This window comes from Glutamicibacter sp. NPDC127525, assembly GCF_042672105.1.
GTDB lineage: Bacteria > Actinomycetota > Actinomycetes > Actinomycetales > Micrococcaceae > Glutamicibacter.
Genome location: NZ_JBHXVN010000001.1, coordinates 406,300 through 421,857 on the forward strand (window position 1 = coordinate 406,300; position 15,558 = coordinate 421,857).

General features: G+C 59.5%; 17 protein-coding genes and 1 pseudogene. 9 read left to right on the forward strand and 9 right to left on the reverse strand.

Annotated features, from left to right (window positions below; all coding sequences use genetic code 11):
- The first annotated feature begins 175 nt into the window (after window positions 1-175).
- On the forward strand, window positions 176-616 hold the full coding sequence (locus ACFVHU_RS01820) for a VOC family protein (RefSeq protein ID WP_388022131.1): 441 nt from the start codon (window positions 176-178) through the stop codon (window positions 614-616).
- Between the two features lie 6 nt (window positions 617-622).
- Here ACFVHU_RS01820 and ACFVHU_RS01825 read toward each other — a convergent pair.
- From ACFVHU_RS01825 to ACFVHU_RS01840, 4 genes and pseudogenes are all read right to left on the reverse strand, one after another.
- Window positions 623-1,003: pseudogene (locus ACFVHU_RS01825) on the reverse strand (nucleotidyltransferase family protein); the annotation flags it as partial.
- Between the two features lie 103 nt (window positions 1,004-1,106).
- Window positions 1,107-4,562, reverse strand: a complete 3,456-nt coding sequence (locus ACFVHU_RS01830; RefSeq protein WP_388022133.1) for a DNA polymerase III subunit alpha — start codon at window positions 4,560-4,562, stop codon at window positions 1,107-1,109.
- Between the two features lie 36 nt (window positions 4,563-4,598).
- On the reverse strand, window positions 4,599-4,907 hold the full coding sequence (locus ACFVHU_RS01835; RefSeq protein WP_286172116.1) for a DUF6504 family protein: 309 nt from the start codon (window positions 4,905-4,907) through the stop codon (window positions 4,599-4,601).
- A gap of 93 nt (window positions 4,908-5,000) precedes the next feature.
- Window positions 5,001-5,927 (reverse strand): AraC family transcriptional regulator, encoded by a 927-nt coding sequence (locus ACFVHU_RS01840; RefSeq protein WP_388022135.1) that lies wholly within the window; start codon window positions 5,925-5,927, stop codon window positions 5,001-5,003.
- A gap of 68 nt (window positions 5,928-5,995) precedes the next feature.
- Between ACFVHU_RS01840 and ACFVHU_RS01845 the strand changes: the two genes are divergently transcribed.
- The 4 genes from ACFVHU_RS01845 (at window position 5,996) to ACFVHU_RS01860 (ending at window position 8,952) form a co-directional block, all read left to right on the forward strand.
- Window positions 5,996-6,382, forward strand: a complete 387-nt coding sequence (locus ACFVHU_RS01845) for a hypothetical protein (protein WP_388022137.1) — start codon at window positions 5,996-5,998, stop codon at window positions 6,380-6,382.
- A 246-nt stretch (window positions 6,383-6,628) separates the two neighbouring features.
- Window positions 6,629-7,714, forward strand: coding sequence for an S-(hydroxymethyl)mycothiol dehydrogenase (locus tag ACFVHU_RS01850; RefSeq protein WP_388022139.1), 1,086 nt, complete (start codon window positions 6,629-6,631; stop codon window positions 7,712-7,714).
- Window positions 7,714-8,343 carry an MBL fold metallo-hydrolase gene (locus tag ACFVHU_RS01855; RefSeq protein WP_105658255.1) on the forward strand — a complete coding sequence of 210 codons (630 nt, stop codon included), beginning with the start codon at window positions 7,714-7,716 and terminating at the stop codon, window positions 8,341-8,343. Before ACFVHU_RS01850 ends, ACFVHU_RS01855 begins: the two co-directional genes overlap by 1 nt.
- 96 nt (window positions 8,344-8,439) lie before the next feature.
- Window positions 8,440-8,952 (forward strand): hypothetical protein, encoded by a 513-nt coding sequence (locus ACFVHU_RS01860; RefSeq protein ID WP_332489398.1) that lies wholly within the window; start codon window positions 8,440-8,442, stop codon window positions 8,950-8,952.
- Here ACFVHU_RS01860 and ACFVHU_RS01865 read toward each other — a convergent pair.
- Complete coding sequence (locus tag ACFVHU_RS01865; protein ID WP_332499405.1) at window positions 8,949-9,677, reverse strand: SOS response-associated peptidase; 729 nt, start codon at window positions 9,675-9,677, stop codon at window positions 8,949-8,951. The genes ACFVHU_RS01860 and ACFVHU_RS01865 overlap by 4 nt on opposite strands.
- Before the next feature lie 127 nt (window positions 9,678-9,804).
- Here ACFVHU_RS01865 and ACFVHU_RS01870 point away from each other — a divergent pair, with 127 nt between their 5' ends.
- On the forward strand, window positions 9,805-10,083 hold the full coding sequence (locus tag ACFVHU_RS01870; protein WP_388022142.1) for a glutaredoxin domain-containing protein: 279 nt from the start codon (window positions 9,805-9,807) through the stop codon (window positions 10,081-10,083).
- 59 nt (window positions 10,084-10,142) lie between these two features.
- On the opposite strand, the gene ACFVHU_RS01875 is transcribed toward ACFVHU_RS01870, so the two are convergent.
- Complete coding sequence (locus ACFVHU_RS01875) at window positions 10,143-10,880, reverse strand: lipoate--protein ligase (protein WP_105661391.1); 738 nt, start codon at window positions 10,878-10,880, stop codon at window positions 10,143-10,145.
- 95 nt (window positions 10,881-10,975) lie between these two features.
- On the opposite strand from ACFVHU_RS01875, the gene ACFVHU_RS01880 reads away from it, so the two are divergent.
- Entirely contained in the window at window positions 10,976-11,590 is a 615-nt protein-coding gene (locus ACFVHU_RS01880) for a uridine kinase (RefSeq protein ID WP_105661392.1), read from the forward strand.
- Here the strand turns inward: ACFVHU_RS01880 and ACFVHU_RS01885 are convergent.
- Window positions 11,587-12,405 carry a thioesterase family protein gene (locus tag ACFVHU_RS01885; RefSeq protein WP_332595148.1) on the reverse strand — a complete coding sequence of 273 codons (819 nt, stop codon included), beginning with the start codon at window positions 12,403-12,405 and terminating at the stop codon, window positions 11,587-11,589. The two genes, ACFVHU_RS01880 and ACFVHU_RS01885, sit on opposite strands and share 4 nt — an antisense overlap.
- Before the next feature lie 72 nt (window positions 12,406-12,477).
- Entirely contained in the window at window positions 12,478-13,131 is a 654-nt protein-coding gene (locus ACFVHU_RS01890) for a helix-turn-helix domain-containing protein (RefSeq protein ID WP_353616139.1), read from the reverse strand.
- Between ACFVHU_RS01890 and ACFVHU_RS01895 the strand changes: the two genes are divergently transcribed.
- A complete protein-coding gene (locus tag ACFVHU_RS01895; RefSeq protein WP_388022145.1) occupies window positions 13,130-14,065 on the forward strand; it encodes an NAD(P)/FAD-dependent oxidoreductase in 936 nt (311 codons plus the stop codon). The genes ACFVHU_RS01890 and ACFVHU_RS01895 overlap by 2 nt on opposite strands.
- Window positions 14,066-14,742: 677 nt before the next feature.
- Window positions 14,743-14,946, forward strand: coding sequence for a cold-shock protein (locus ACFVHU_RS01900; protein ID WP_013349123.1), 204 nt, complete (start codon window positions 14,743-14,745; stop codon window positions 14,944-14,946).
- A gap of 224 nt (window positions 14,947-15,170) precedes the next feature.
- On the opposite strand, the gene ACFVHU_RS01905 is transcribed toward ACFVHU_RS01900, so the two are convergent.
- A complete protein-coding gene (locus ACFVHU_RS01905) occupies window positions 15,171-15,491 on the reverse strand; it encodes an FAD-dependent monooxygenase (RefSeq protein WP_388022147.1) in 321 nt (106 codons plus the stop codon).
- Between the last annotated feature and the right edge of the window lie 67 nt (window positions 15,492-15,558).

Below are 15,558 nucleotides of genomic sequence, written 5' to 3' on the forward strand. Positions count from 1 at the left end.
AAAAAAGATACCGCCATGCTTCTGCATTGACGCACCAAGCCGACGATGCAATTGCCCAGGCGAGGTATCAAGCGCTGCTCAACGAGCAATGGATCTATCTATAAGGAGGCAGGAAAAGTCTTGGAAGATCCGCAAACCCATGGCTTTCATTTTCAACCCCTCCTACCCTAGTAATATGAACAAACTGGCCCCACCTGCCATCAGTGCTATTACCCTCGGAGTGCGCGATGTCGGTGCTTCCACGAAGTTCTACACCGAGGGCCTGGGGTTTGAGCTGGTCCAGCCAGCTCACCCGGAAATCGCTTTTGTCCGTGCCGGCTATGGCTTGATGCTCGCCCTCTGGGATGTGAAGCAGATGCCCAGCGAGTACGGCGACGTCGGGCACAGCCAGCTGGCGCCACCGATCTCACTGGGACACAACGTGCACTCTGACGCAGAAGTGGACCGACACTACCGGCGAGCGCTGGATGCGGGAGCGACTTCTGTCACCGAACCGACGGTGCAGCCGTGGGGCGGCAAGAGTGCCTGTGTGGCTGATCCGGATGGCTTCCGCTGGGATTTTGTGCACAACCCGTCATTTGTCGTCGACGCCGATGGGCATGTTTCCTCGGTTTGAGAATTATCAGTTTTCAGTGATCTTCCTTGATGGTTCCCGTTCAGGCCAGGGTTCATAGGTGCTAATTTGCCCAAGCTCATCACTAGTGCCTGCAAAGCAGCAGGCCTTCGCTGCGAAATGGTCGATGGCGTCCGTGACGCTGAGGAATGGAATAGCCAGCGCCCCAAAGGGCTCTTCGTACCAAAGTTGGACGCATGCTCCGTTGCGTACTTCGATTTCTGCGTCCATGCCCTTGAAGAGGACTTTGGCTCCACGAATGAGCGCATCTTCGGCCTCCCAGGACGTATCTTCATCGAAGTAGATGAAGTCGTAGTCACGAATTCCTCTTTGCGGATCTTTGCCTTCGAGCACGTTCCAAACTGTTTGGGATAGTGCACCTGCAGTGAGCCACCAATCATCTGCGCTTACGCCCGTTCTCCCCTCACATCAGGTATCTCTCCTATTGGACCCGATGTATCTGTTAGGTAAACCCTGTCAGCGAACTAGCTCATCAGGCCCCTCTCTGGTCCAGGCCTTCAGCTTCCATCCGTTTGGCAAGTTCCCCGACACTTTCGATCTTGCGTGCTCCCTCGCCGAGGTTTGGCCGATAGCTTGGTTGCGGCCGGGTGAGCTCCGCGAGGTAGCCTGCAGCAGGCAGAGTCTCCGGCTGATGCAGGTCCCAGGCGTTCAGCGCTTGGAGGGAGATGCCGCGCGGTCCGGTACGGCGTGTGACCCCGTGGATGAGCAGCATGCGTGTGGAGAAGAGCAAGGGCGCTGTGCTCTGCTGCGTGTCATCGAAGAAGGTGGCGTCGATGCAGCCAGTCCCATCATCCACGGAAATGAAGACCACACGCTTGCCTCCGCGCATGGGAGGAGTCTGAGTGGCCACCCGTACCCCGGCGACCAGAACTTCGGTTCCGTTGCGCAGGTGCAGCAGCTCAGCTGCCTGCGTAATGGGCAGGTGCGCCAGCCGTTGGCGGTACGAGGTGATCAGATGCTCGCTGGCGTCCAGATGCATGAGGTCCAATTCGGTACGTACTACTTCCGCGGGATCCAGTGCTTTGCCGGTCTGGTCGATATATTCGATCTGCCCCAGATCCAGGGCAAGTTGTCCGGGTCCCGGCCGGTATTTGGCCGGAAGGGAGCTGTGCGCCATGGATTGCGTGTGGGCGATCGTGTCGGCACGGGAGGTCCCGGACAATAGGGAATCGAACACTCCGAGCGCTGCAAGGTTCTGGTAGGTGCGTCGCGAGAGTCCTGCGCGGGCGCGGACATCGGCGAGGTGCTCATAGGGCTGGCCTGCGACCAGGCGTTGCACTTCGCGTTCGCTCATCTGGTGGATGTCGCGGAAGGCCAGGCGGATTCCATAGCGCCCAGGGCGCAGCGAGCTGGGTGCGCGGGGCACCACAGGAACCTTCACTGGAGCGGATTCGAATATTCGTTCGACTCGGTAGTGCCCGGTGGATCGGTTGATATCCAGCGGGAGGATGGGAACGCCCATTCTGCGTGCTTCGGAGACCAGCAGCCGCTTGGGGTACATGCCCGGGTCGTGCTCCCAGATCCCGGCAAGGAAAGCTTCGGGGTGGTGCGCCTTGAGCCAGGCCGAGTGGTAGGTAGGTACGGCAAAGGCAGCCCCGTGGGCCTTGCAGAAGCCGAAGGAGCCGAAGCCGGAGAGCACCTCCCAGACTTGGTCAATGGTTTCCTGGCTATAACCGCGTTTGGCCGCCTCGGCGCGCACATACTTCTCTACGGCTGGTTCCTTCTCCGGGTTGCCCAGCAGGCGCCGGTAGACATCGGCCATGCCCAATCCGCATCCGGTGAGCACATCAAGCATGCGCAGCACCTGTTCATGGAAGACGGTCACCCCGTGGGTTTCGGCGAGCGCCGGAATCAGATCCTCGTGCAGGTATTGGGCAGGGGCGAATCCGTGGCGGTGCTCCAGGTAGGGCTTGACCATATTCGACTGCATGGGACCCGGGCGGAACAGGGAAATATCGATGATCAGGTCGTTGAATTCGCGGGGCGCGAGCTTGCCGATCAGTTCGCGCTGCCCCGGGGATTCGATCTGGAAGCAGCCCAGCGTATGGGTGGAGCGGATCAATTCGAAAGTGGGTTCGTCATCCAGTGGCACCCTGGACAGGTCTATCGCTCCGGTAGCGGAGATATAGCTGTCGTCGGCGTGCCCTCCGGCGCGGGCGGCCGCTTGCTTATCCGGGTGCATGCGGGCGATCTCCTCGAGCGTGTAGGCGATGGCCGATTGCATGCGCACACCGAGCACGTCGAGCTTGATCAAGCCCATCAGGTCCATGTCATGCTTGTCGAACTGGCTCATCTGCAGTCCGATGCCCGAGGGCTGGACCGGGGTGCGGTCCAGCAGGCTCGCGTCGGAGAGGATCACCCCGCAGGGGTGCATGGAGATATGCCGGGGCAGCCGGTCCAGGCGCTCGGTAGCGTCGATGAGGATATCGAGCTGGGTGTCATCGGTAATGCGTTCTGCCAATGCGGCCAGCTCCGGCTTCTCGGTGAGCGCTTCGCGGAAAGAGGATGCGGAGAAGCGCCAGAGCTGCTTCGCGATCTCATCCACCTGCTCCTGCTCTACCCCGAGGGCGGCTCCTGCATCACGGACCGCGCCGCGCGCACGGTAGGCGTTCTGCATGCTCATCAGGCTGACGCGCTCTTCCCCGAAGCTGGAGAAGATCTCGCGGTAGATCTCGTGGCGGCGTGCGGATTCCACGTCGATGTCGATATCCGGCAGGGTGGTGCGGGTATCGGAGAGGAAGCGTTCGAACACCAGGTCGTGGGCCAGCGGGTTCACCTGGCTGATGCCCAGCAGGTAGTTCACCAGCGAGGAAGCACCGGAGCCGCGGGCGGCCACGCGGATTCCCATGCCGGTGATCAGCTTGACGGTTTCGGCGACGGTCAGGAAATACCCGGCGAAGTCCAGCCGGTCGATCACCCCAAGTTCCAGAGCCAGCTGTCTTTCAATGAGGCTGGGATTGGCGTGCGGCAAGAGCCCAGGCACCGCTGCATGGACTCGCTCGGTGAGTTCTTGCATGGCCGGACGGTGCAGGCCGATGATCTTCGCTTCGGGGATCACCGGCTGCTTCCATCCAAGATCGGCTACCGGGTCCGCCGCTGCCCATTCGGCGAGCGCTTCAGTTTCCCGCAAAAGCTGCTGCGCCCAGCTCCTTTCTGTGGCTTGGCCGATCTCCTTGGCCAGCTGGCGCATCTGGGGCGGGGTTTTCAGCCACCCTTGGCCATTGGGTTGGCAGGAGTCCAGGTTCTTCAGGCTATGCAGGGCGCGCGCCGAGTCCAGGATGTCTGCGGTAACCGCTCCATCGGGGTCCACGTAGCGCACGGCGTTGGTGAGCACGGCCCTGATCCCCCGCTCCTGGGCGTAGCGCAGCAAGCGGGCTGCTTCACCGAGGCTGTAGCGCGATCCAGGGCTGGAGAGGTGCGTGGTGATTTCCACTCGCAGCATCTTTCCCAGCCGCTTCTTCCAGCTGGCAAGCAGTGCCCGGGCTTGGGCGTAGCTTCCCTTGAGGATTGCGCGGGCCACGTCTGATTCGCCGCCGAGCAGGATCATCAGGTTCCCGGCAGCACCCAGGTGTGCCAGCTGCTCGGTTTTCAGCCCCGGAACCCCGTGCGCAGTGCTGTGCGCGAGGGTGATGGCTCGGCACAGCGCCGCATACCCTGCGCCATTGCAGCGCCCACGGGCCAGCAGGACAATCCGCCCTTGGGTTTCTCCGTGGTTATCGAGCACGGCAAGGTTCACCCCGAGAATCGGGTGCAGCCCTTCTGCCATGCAGGCCGCCACATGCTTGACCGTTCCATAGAGCCCATCCCGGTCAGTCAGCGCGAGCATCTGGGCACCCTGCGCTTTGGCCGCTTGGGCCAGCCGCTTTGGGTGCGAGACTCCGTAGTGGGCGCTATAGGAAGAACTGACGTTCAGGTGGGTGAAGCTCATGGAGGTCCTTCGAATATATGTTCCCCTGCAGGGGAATTAGGCGCTGCGGGCCAGCGACTCATGCACACGCACCAGACGCCACCGTTCGGTTTGCGCATCAAAACTCACATCAACGCTGTGCACTTGCCGGGATCCGCGCACCGCGACCAGTTGCAGGCGCCACATCTCATAGTCGGCAATCCCCGCACCGGCTCCGCGAGGAATCCGCAGGTTTTCATCCCACCATTTGCGGCGTTCGAACCAGCGCTGAGGCTCGGCCACCAAGCGATAGTCCTGCCCTTGCCAGCTCACGCGCAACGGCATTCCATCAGCTGCACGAGTAACCTCGATCGACTCGGTGAACATCCCCACGTGTGCACTCCTTACTTAGTAGAACCATTCTATTCGAACACGTGTTCGAATGACAGTTACACTAGTCAGCGCGACCGACAGTTTGGGTTAGCCAAGTGCAGCGGATCTCAGCGCCGACGGACTGGTTGAATAAGCCCTGCGAAAGGCAGCGCTGAGCGCAAAGGGTGAAGAGTATCCGACATCACGGGCAATCTGCGACAGCGGTGCATCGCTGGCGAGCAGCGCATCATGAGCCAATCCCAGACGCAATTTGGTGAGGTACCCCATGGGTGCGGTGCCCATGGCCTGGCGGAAGGCTGGCGAAAAAGCCGAACGGGACATCGCAGCTGTTCTGGCCAGCCCCTCCACGCTCCACGCTCGAGCTGGTTGCGCCCACATCGCCCCCACCGCCAACCCAATGCCTGGCGCCGCCGAGCGAAGCACCCTGGTTCCCGGCAAGTGCTGCAAGGCGCAGATCGCCAGAATGTCCAGCAGCCGGTCCAATACCACCTGCTGGGCGGGACCCGCACTTTCGGCTTCGGTCGCCAGCAGTTCAGCCCATCGCCACGCCGCATCGTCATCGATAACTGCCAGATCGGTACCCTCGCAGACAAGATCAGCGACAGCGCTGGTCGTAGTGAAGGTGCCAACCAGTAGCTGGTCGGGGCCATTAGGCGAATTGCCCCATGCACGCACCCCATGGCGCAACTCTTGGACCATGGCTCGACCCGATGGCCCCAGGCATTGCTGGCCCGGGGCAATGGCATAGTTGCCAGGCGCCGCGCCCGGAAGGGTCTGGGCACTGGCCGAGCGAACCTCATAGGAGGCTGATCCGCAAATGACGACCAATTCCCCTTGCCGCGCCACCACGGACTTTTGTCCTCGTTGCACCCTGCAGGATCCCGAGCGCACCGCCAAAATCGTCAGCGGGCAAAGATCGCGAACAGCAACACTCCACTGGTCCTCCATGCACATGCGGAGAATGAAGGCTTCACGAGCCCGTGGGCCAGAAGGGAAAAATGCATCGGGTCTCACGCCACCACTCTGGACGATTGCGTATGCATTGTCGAGCCTTGAGCATTCAAAATCCTGCCCAACATCTGTTGAATGAAATCATGAACCTGCCGTTGCTTACTATTTTCCTGCCGCTGCTGACAATTGCCACCGGCTTGATCATTGCCGGATTCTACGTTTCCTTCACCCTCGTGGTCTTCCCTGCGCTAGCGCGAATGGATGATCGCTCCGCAAGCACGTTCATGGTCCACGTGAACAGATACGCCCAACGGCCCCCATTCCTGAGCTTGTTCTTCCTCGGCTTGCTCGCCAGCACCGGATGCCTTGCCCTCTCCATCGTCCACGAGAATATCCGCATATCGATCGGAGCGGCACTGGTGCTTAGCGGTGCCCTGCTCACTATCGGAGTCAATGGTCCGCTCAATCGGCGACTGGAACAGAATTCGTTGGCTTGGGCGAAATATGAGCCACGGTGAATCAGGGCCAATGCCGCGCGAGCACTGGGTTCCGGCCTAGGCGCTGTCCTCCTGCTCAGCGGTGTTTGAGCTGGATGCAGCACTCCTGCCCCGTCACATCCATTCCGGGGGCAACCCGTGATCGACCTGCACAAATTGGCTCTGCGCGAAACTGCCTGCGTCATTGTGTCTCGAATGCTCGATTAGCACCTGAGACACCGATAGCATCGAGAGAGCACTAGCCAATCGTTCCAGGAGCTAAATCCCATGTCCCATAAGGTCAAAGCCGTCATTTCGCGCGCTAAGGACGCACCCGTAGAGGTCGTCGATATCATCGTTCCGGATCCAGGTCCCGGAGAAGTAGTTGTCGATGTGCTCACCACCGGTGTCTGCCACACCGACCTGCACTACAAGCTCGGCGGGATTGGCGACGAGTACCCGTACCTGCTGGGCCACGAGTCCACCGCAGTAGTCAGCCAGATCGGCGAGAACGTCACCAACGTCAAGGTCGGCGACCGCGTGATCCTGAACTGGCGTGCAGTCTGCGGCCAGTGCCGCGCTTGCGCCAAGGGCGAGCCGAAGTACTGCTTCAACACCTTCAATGCCACCCAGAAGATGACCCTGGAAGATGGCACCGAGCTTTCCCCGGCGCTGGGCATCGGGTCCTTCGCCGAAAAGACCCTGGTCCACTCCGGCCAGTGCACCATCGTGGATGAAGAAGCCGACCCGGCCGCAGTAGGCCTGCTCGGTTGCGGTGTCATGGCCGGCATCGGGGCAGCGATCAATACCGGCGAGATCAAGCGCGGCGAGTCCGTCGCAGTGATCGGTTGCGGTGGCGTCGGCGCTGCTGCCATCGCCGGCGCGCAGCTGGCCGGCGCAACCACCATCATCGCGGTGGACGTGAACCCGGACAAGCTGGAAGGCGCCAAGAAGTTCGGCGCCACCCACACCGTGGATTCCTCCAAGGTCGACGCCGTGGAAGCCATCCAGGCACTCACCGGCGGCTTCGGCGCTGACGTCGTCATCGACGCGGTGGGCCGCCCCGAAACCTACAAGCAGGCCTTCTACGCCCGCGACCTTGCTGGCCGCGTCGTATTGGTGGGCGTGCCGACTCCGGAGATGAAGCTCGAGCTGCCGCTGCTCGATGTCTTCGGCCGCGGCGGCTCGCTGAAAAGCTCGTGGTACGGCGATTGCCTGCCAAGCCACGACTTCCCGATGCTTGTCGAGCAGTACAAGCTCGGCCGCCTGGATCTGGATGCCTTTGTCACCGAACGCATCACGATCGATGAAATCGAAGAAGCGTTCACCAAGATGCATGAAGGCACCGTGCTTCGTTCGGTGGTGGAGCTCTAGTGGCCGCCCGCATCGAGAACGTCGTCACTTCCGGCACCTTCTCCCTGGATGGCGGGACGTGGGATGTCGATAACAACGTCTGGATCGTCGGCGATGATTCCGAGGTGATGGTCATCGACCCGGCACATGATGTAGCCAAGATCCGCGAAGCTGTGGGCGATCGAGAAGTCATGGCCGTGCTGCTTACCCACGGGCACGATGACCACATCCGCGCGGCTGGCGAATTCGCCGACGCCGTGGATGCACCGCTGTTCTTGAACCCGGAAGACCGCATGCTCTGGGAAGCTGTCTACCCCGAGCGCGATGTGGACGCAGAAATCAGCGAAGGCGATTCATTCACCATCGCCGGCACCACGCTGACCGCCCTGCACACCCCGGGGCACTCTCCGGGCTCAACCTGCTTCTACGCTGAAGACCTCGGTGTACTGTTCAGCGGTGATACCCTGTTCAACGGCGGCCCGGGGGCTACCGGTCGCAGCTACTCCAGCTTCGAGACGATCGTCGAGTCGATCCGCACCAAGCTGCTGGTCCTGCCAGCTGAAACCGTGGTCAATACCGGCCACGGCGATGCCACCTCCATCGGTGCAGAAGCGCCGAACCTGGATGAATGGATCAAGCGCGGTCACTAAGCACCACGCATCGAGCGGCAGCAGGCCATTAGAGCCGGCTGCCGCTCGTGTTTAAAGTTGATGCGCAAAACATCTGGTGATGGCAAGATTAAATACATGCCTTCAGATAAACGCTACAAGTCCGCCACTGCCTTATTCCTGGGCGCAGCAGTATTCATCATCGTCGGCATCGTCGTGCTGTGGTGGGACAGTCAACAAGAAGTAGTTTTCTACTCTGGATCCTATGTACCGCTGGTCGAAGACTCTGAAATCTACTTTGGCCCGGGTCCCGCCGAAGTTCTCGGTTGGGTGCTGGCTTTGCTCGGCGTTGGCGCGCTGGGGGTTGCCGGCGGCTTATCGCTTCGCCAGCTCGCTCGGTTCAAGGCCTGGTTCCTGATCGCCGGACTGCTGTTGGCAGCAGGTGGCATCGGAGCACTGCTATGGGACTACAACCAGGTTCGAACCTTCGGCTGGTTCGCCTATGCCCCGCTGAGCGAAGCAGCATTCGTTCCTGACAGCGCAGCCCACGTCATGGGCGAGCTGGGACTTGTGGCAGGAATCCTGCTGGCCAGCAGCTACCTGGGGTTCCGGCTCGGGTCCAAGCCCAGCGGCTCAGCCATCCGCGGCTAAAACAGCGAGTTGTTGTGCGCCGCAATCAGCTCCGGCGAATTATTGCGCACATTGCCAACAGCGGTATCGACCTCATGCATGGTCCATTGGGAAGCCACATCGAAAGCTTCGGCGCGAATCTGCTCGATCAGCCCTTCACCGTCTTCCTCGGCAGGGTTCATCCACCGGCCCATCATCTCCTTGCCCAACGGAATGGGCAGGCGATCATGCAGGCCCGCAAGTTCGCCGAGCACCCCGGGCTCTTCCGCTGAAGGCGAATCCATGGTCATGATCGAGGTGGAAAGAATCCAGGACCCGTCCTGGTCCTTCCACCATTCGTAGAGGCCGGCGAAGAAGATCAGCTTTCCATCCTCGCGATGCACGTAGAAGGGGCGCTTTTTGCTGCCTTCCTTTTTCCATTCGTAATACCCTTCCACCGGGACGACGGCACGGCGCTTCTTCACCGCCGAACGGAAGGTCGGCTTGGTGCTGGCCGTCTCGCTGCGCGCATTGAAGGCGCGCACCCCGACCGCGAGCTCCTTGGCCCATCCTGGCACCAGCCCCCACCGTGCTACATGGATCTGGCGGTGCAGCTCATCGTCGATCAGCCGCTCGAGCACAACCGGCACGTCGGTAGTCGGAGCAACGTTCCAGGACTGGCGCAGTTCCAGATTGGCGTCCGCTTCCGCCTCGGCCTCTGCCACCAGATCGCCGATGGCTTTGGCCATCACATATCGTCCGCACATCGCCTACCCCTTCGAACCGGCATCAAGGAAAATCTGCTCCCCAGTCTAGCGAGCGGAGCAAAAGAATCCAGCGAACTTTTTCTACCCCTCCGGGAACAAAGTAAACACCATTGCCGTTACACCATGTATGAGCAACGAATTGAACCTTGACCACTACGTTCCCGCTGCCGGCGGAGTCACCATGTTCACCACCAGCTGGTGCGGCTACTGCCGCAACCTCAAGCGCCTGATGGACCAGAAGGGTGTCGCATACACCGAGGTGAATATCGAAGAAGTCGAAGGCACCGCAGAGATCGTCGAGGCGTTCAACAACGGCAACCAAACCGTGCCAACCCTGATCTTCCCGGACGGCACCGCAGCCACCAACCCGCGCATTGACGAGGTTGTTGAGCGAGTCGGCGCCTAGATCCGGCCGCGAACCAAAATCGGCACCCGCATCGGGTGCCGATTCTTTTTTAAGCTGTGCTAGATGCCTTGCAGCGTGGCGTGCTCGCTATATTCGTCGAGCAGCGCTGAAATAAATGCTTCGGTGGTGACAGCGGCGAGCAGATCATTAGCCGCGCCTACCGTCGTGGGATCCATTGGAATGCCCATTGCTTGGTAGACCCCATCGAGGACTTGCCGCAATGGCGCGGAATCCTCGACAACAAAGACCGAAGAGAACAGCCATGCCCCGGAAACCACACGCTGAGCTGTGCCTGCCAGCTTCACTGGATAGTTGCGCGGCGATTTCCCATCAGGGAGGCCATGCACCGAATGATCTCCCGGGCAATACTCCCCCGGGATTGGCCCGACTTGCGCATTCACGCCAAGGCGCTGGAAAGCGTTGGCATACACCCGCGCGAAGACCTCGAAGCGATTCTGCTGGCGCATCACCGCCTCGGCTTCGGGCTCAATATGATCAACGATCAATGTACCCCGGTGATACGCGGCGGCCCGGCCTCCAGCTTTGCGCACCAAAGGAGCAAAGCCTTGCTGCTGCGCTACGTCACGAGCCGCCTCATAGCCCTCTAGCCGCACATCGCGCTGGCCGAAGGCCAGGGTCGGGTCCGGACGATAGAGCCGTAGCAGCGCGCCGCTTTCGCCAGATTGGACGCTGCGCAGCAGTTGCACTCCACGTTCTAGGTCAGCAGCCGGGTCTCCGGTAGGATTTTCGATTTCCACAGATAACGGCGCATCTGACTGGGGGTTCCACAAACTCATAAATCTGAGTCTAATTCAGCAATTCGCTCCAGGCGGAGTAGATGTCACAGCATCCGATTGCCGATGGCCGAGGTTTCTGGGCCATAATAAAAGGCGTGCCAAATTCTTCTACCCCTGTCATCCTGATCGGCGGACCGTCCGGCTCCGGCAAGTCCTATCTCGCGTCGAAATTCGGCCGACCCCACCTGCCGCTTGACGAGTTCTACCGCCAGATCAGCGAAGACGGGAATCCCGTTGATTTCCCCCGTACCGATTACGGCGAAATCGATTGGGACAATTCGGCTACCTGGAATCAGGAAGCCGCACTGCAGGCTATCGATGATTTGCTCCACCACGGTACCACTCTGGTCCCCAACTACTCGATCACGACCTCGAGCTACAACGGGCATCGTGAAATCGCTTGCGCAGACGGGCCGATTGTCGCCGAAGGCATCTTCCTCTACGAAATCCTTGATCCGCTGCGCGCCAAGGGCATTAACGTCCAAGCGTATTACGTCGACGAACCTGCATTGGTAACTGCTCTTCGACGGTTCGTGCGCGATGTAGCACAGCGCCGGAAACCGGTCCTGTTCTTGGTCAAGCGCGGCTATGCACTTTTCCGGGCCCACGGTGCAGACCGGGAAAAGTACCGCCAGCGCCAGTTCACGCTGAAGTCCAAGCCAGAGCTCAAGAAGCTGCTGGCCAAGCTTTCAACCGGCGCATCGAGCTAGCGCGAACGGACCGTCAGGATCTGTTCAGCACGGCCGAAAGGGCCTGCTTCATCGTGCAATACCGTTGAGGTCAGGCCGATGCCGTCTGTGCCGAAGCTCTGCTGGACATCCAGGCCCAGCCACTTGCCCTCGGGCTTGCGGTACATGTGGATCTGCAGATCCACGTTCGGGTAGATCCAGGTTCCTTCACCCGGATCCACGCGCGGCACCACACCGTTTGCCGTGTCGATCATTCCCACCAAGCTGGACAACGCTGTGGCGTCTCCTGTGTCGACGAGGTCATAAGGAGTACGCAGCCACGCAAAACCTCGACCCGGCCGCAGCTCATCATTGGCGCGCATCTCGATGGATTTGATGTAGCCGCCGGGCCACTGCTCACTGATTTCGCGCACCGCGCAGGCCTCTGGGCCTGGGATTTCCTTGTCTTCAACCCCTGCAACAGCACTGGTGTCACCCGTAATCACCCGCCACGCGCGCGCAACGATGCTGGTGCGGCCCTTGGCCGTCATTTCGGCCTCGATCAATTCGATCGTCCGGCCGGGACGGACCATTCGCGTTGAGATCTCGAATTCTCCGGCGTGAATAAGGCCATGGATCTCATAGCTGATCCGTGCGATGCGCATGTCTTCACGAGGCTGGAAATTTTCCAAGGCGTAGGCCAAGATTCCAGAGGCGGGACCCATGTGCTGCTCATGGGGATTCCACGCACCTTGGGAATGCCACGACGAGCGATAGCGGCCTTCACCGAGTGCTTCGAAATAGAAATCGCCATCAGCTAGGACCTGTTCAAGCTCCTCGTTGAGCTGGTGCGTCATCGTTGCCCTCCTGGCATCGCAGTGTTCAATACTCTGCCCTCAGGTTATCCAAGAGTAATTGAAATCACTAAACTAGCTGGCTGTGTCGTGCTCATGGGCTCGTTGGCCTGCATTATCCATGATTCCGAGCACCTCGGCAATGCCATTGACCGCCCACAGGGCATGAGGAGTCATTGTGTCGAACTGCGCAGATTGCCCCGCCTTCACGTGATAGGTGCGATCTCCTAGCTTTAGCTGGATTTCTCCGAGGAGCACTGTGAACCATTCCTTGCCCGGATGAATACGCAGCTCGGTGGGAGCAGGCGCCTGCGAAGGGTCGAAACGCATTTTCGACACATTCACCCCGTTAACTGCGTCATCGGTGGACAGCTTCCACATGGTTATCCCGGGCATCGAAATCGGCTCCGGGCGGATAATAATCTCGGCTTCAGAGGTCGATACGAGCTCATCCAAGCTGGTATTCAGTGCCTTGGCTATTGGAACCAGCTGGTCAAGAGCAATACGCCGGCCTCCCGTTTCAATCCTGCTGAGCGTGGAAACGCTCAGGGAAGCCTTGCTCGCCAACGATTCCAACGACCAGCCGAGGTTCTGCCGCAACGTTCTTATGCGCTGGCGGATAACTTGGTCAACTTCGAATTCTTGCGTCATGCGCAAAACGGTACACCCCACAGCGCAAAACGTCGATACCGTGGACACAACATCACAAATAGCAGGGAGAGGAATCATGGAACATTTCGAAGCGATCATTATCGGCGGCGGCAGTGCCGGGCTCGCGGCCGCAGTCGCATTGGGCCGCTCACGGCGCACTGTCCTGGTCATCGACGAGGGAAATCCGCGGAACGCGGCAGCGCAGCATGCCCACAACGTTCTGGGAAACGAAGGCATCAACCCGCTGGACCTCCTGGCCCGCGGACGGCAGGAAGCGATTAGCTATGGCGCGCGGATCATCGAAGGCGAGGTGGAGAACCTCACCGGTTCACTGGACACCGGATTCAACGTCTCAGCTGAAGGGAATACCTTTAGCGCCGAACGAATCGTGCTGGCAACGGGCCTCATTGATGATTTGCCGTCGATTCCGGGGCTGGCCCAAGCATGGGGTGATACCGCGATCCATTGCGCATACTGCCACGGCTGGGAAGTGCGTGACCAGGAGATCCTGATACTCGGAATCGGCCCCATGAGCACGCACCAAGCAATGATGTTCAGCCAGCTCAGCTCGAAGATCACCTTCGTCAACCACACCCCGGATGCATTGAACGATGAAAATCGCGCGACACTTGCCGCATTGGGAATACCGGTGGTTGAGCAGCCAGTGAAAGCAATCGATTTCGACACCCAGGGGACTCTGGATTCAGTCACGCTGGCAGACGGCCAGAAGATCAGCGCTCAAGCTCTGGTAGTTGCAAGCCGAATGAACGCACAAGCCTCGCTCTATCTCAAGCTCGGCGGACAGCTTGCCGAGCACCCGCTTGGCACCTTCATCCAGGTCAATGAAATGGGTGCCACAGCCCTGCCAGGGGTTTATGCGGCAGGGAATGCCAGCAACCTAGGCGCGATGGTCATGGCAGCAGCCGCAGCCGGAACGATCGCCGGAGCAGCCGTAAATGCGGATCTGCTCGGAAATCAGCTAGCTAAGGTCCAGGCGCAAGCGAATCCGTAACTGCTGGCTCTACCCCTTCGGGCACCGGCCCAAACGGGGTAGAGCCAGGGCCGCTGGGTGAGCATGAAAATAGCCCGCATCAATTTTCCGGAAAAATAATATTTACTAAAACACTAGTCAACAGGCAAATAACGAATGTCGATGCAACGATTTGCATTGCCAAAACGCCCAAGTATCACGCATCACGCCCCACGGACCAACGATCAATGGTACGCTTGATTTGTTACCTCAACGGTTGCAGGTGTGAGTCCCCGCCAGTAATTGTTAGCAGTAGGATTTGTAGCACAGCCAACAAATCGTCTGTGCTTTACAAATCGGTTCATCGATCTTCAGATCGAATGAGCTCCTATCGAAACGAATTCTTCATCTTCTCTTCTTCACTGCAGATAAAACATCTCGACGACTCCGTACGTCACTTTTCTGTGGATTCCTTGTTCTACTCCGCTAGCGTGGGGTCATTACCCGTTAGCAGCCTGGAATCCGACGATGTTTAAGCAAGTGCAGCGACCCCCGTTTTGGCCGATACCGGCAAAATCAGTATTCGATTCTCCGTATCGACGGCAGGCGAATCGTTCTCGGCAGCTCTGCGCGAGGTAACCCCTAAATTTTCCGATTCGGAACTTCGGATCGGCAACCAGGCCACATCGTGGCCAATCAATAAATAAGGATATAACACTATGGCCACTGGCACCGTGAAATGGTTCAACGCTGAAAAGGGCTTCGGCTTCATCGCTCCTTCGGATGGATCGGCTGACGTCTTCGCACACTACAGCGCAATCCAGAGCTTCGGTTTCCGTAGCCTCGAAGAGGGCCAGACTGTTGAGTACACCCTGGAAGCTGGTCCAAAGGGCCCACAGGCAACCAACATCCAGGCTCGCTAAGAGACTTTCTTCAAAGGTGTAGTTCCCCGCAAGGTTGGAACTGCACCTTTGTTGCTTTTAACCGGTTCTTAGCTGCAGGCTTCGACCGGAGGTCGTTCGCGAAGAACCCCAACGCCAAGCAATCTACCTGGCAGTTCCGTCTGCTTCGGGGGCAAGCGGAAAGCAGCAGCTATCGGCATCGGTAGCCGGAATTCAGCTCGGAATTCGACTATCAACTGCACGGGCTAGTAGATTGCGGAAACTCCACTGTGGCGCCACGGCAATGAATCGAAAAGGGAGCTGCATTCGCGACAGGTTAGGAACGGTTGCCGGCGATCCGTTGGAGACCGGACTACTTGCCTGGGTAACTTTGCTGAACCCGATTCTAAGAATTCGCCCACCAGTCCCAGTTCATCGAGCACGTGCAAAGTTGACGGACAGATGGTGCCACCGCGAAAGTCCCTGAGGAACTCACGGTGCTTTTCATGAACCGCTACTGTCACACCGCTGCGAGCAGCATTAAACCGGCGGCCATTCCAGCCGGCCCTCCCCCAACTTTGATTCACTGCCTTCTGCCTGCCATGAATATGCTCTCCTTCATTTGAAGTGCCTATTACCGAATTGGATTTGCAC

Coding starts and splice junctions, on each gene's coding strand:
- ACFVHU_RS01820 (WP_388022131.1), top strand. CDS start 176: ATGAACAAACTGGCCCCACCTGCCATCAGTGCTATTACCCTCGGAGTG.
- ACFVHU_RS01830 (WP_388022133.1), bottom strand. CDS start 4,562: ATGAGCTTCACCCACCTGAACGTCAGTTCTTCCTATAGCGCCCACTAC.
- ACFVHU_RS01835 (WP_286172116.1), bottom strand. CDS start 4,907: ATGTTCACCGAGTCGATCGAGGTTACTCGTGCAGCTGATGGAATGCCG.
- ACFVHU_RS01850 (WP_388022139.1), top strand. CDS start 6,629: ATGTCCCATAAGGTCAAAGCCGTCATTTCGCGCGCTAAGGACGCACCC.
- ACFVHU_RS01860 (WP_332489398.1), top strand. CDS start 8,440: ATGCCTTCAGATAAACGCTACAAGTCCGCCACTGCCTTATTCCTGGGC.
- ACFVHU_RS01865 (WP_332499405.1), bottom strand. CDS start 9,677: ATGTGCGGACGATATGTGATGGCCAAAGCCATCGGCGATCTGGTGGCA.
- ACFVHU_RS01870 (WP_388022142.1), top strand. CDS start 9,805: ATGAGCAACGAATTGAACCTTGACCACTACGTTCCCGCTGCCGGCGGA.
- ACFVHU_RS01875 (WP_105661391.1), bottom strand. CDS start 10,880: ATGAGTTTGTGGAACCCCCAGTCAGATGCGCCGTTATCTGTGGAAATC.
- ACFVHU_RS01885 (WP_332595148.1), bottom strand. CDS start 12,405: ATGACGCACCAGCTCAACGAGGAGCTTGAACAGGTCCTAGCTGATGGC.
- ACFVHU_RS01895 (WP_388022145.1), top strand. CDS start 13,130: ATGGAACATTTCGAAGCGATCATTATCGGCGGCGGCAGTGCCGGGCTC.
- ACFVHU_RS01890 (WP_353616139.1), bottom strand. CDS start 13,131: ATGATTCCTCTCCCTGCTATTTGTGATGTTGTGTCCACGGTATCGACG.
- ACFVHU_RS01900 (WP_013349123.1), top strand. CDS start 14,743: ATGGCCACTGGCACCGTGAAATGGTTCAACGCTGAAAAGGGCTTCGGC.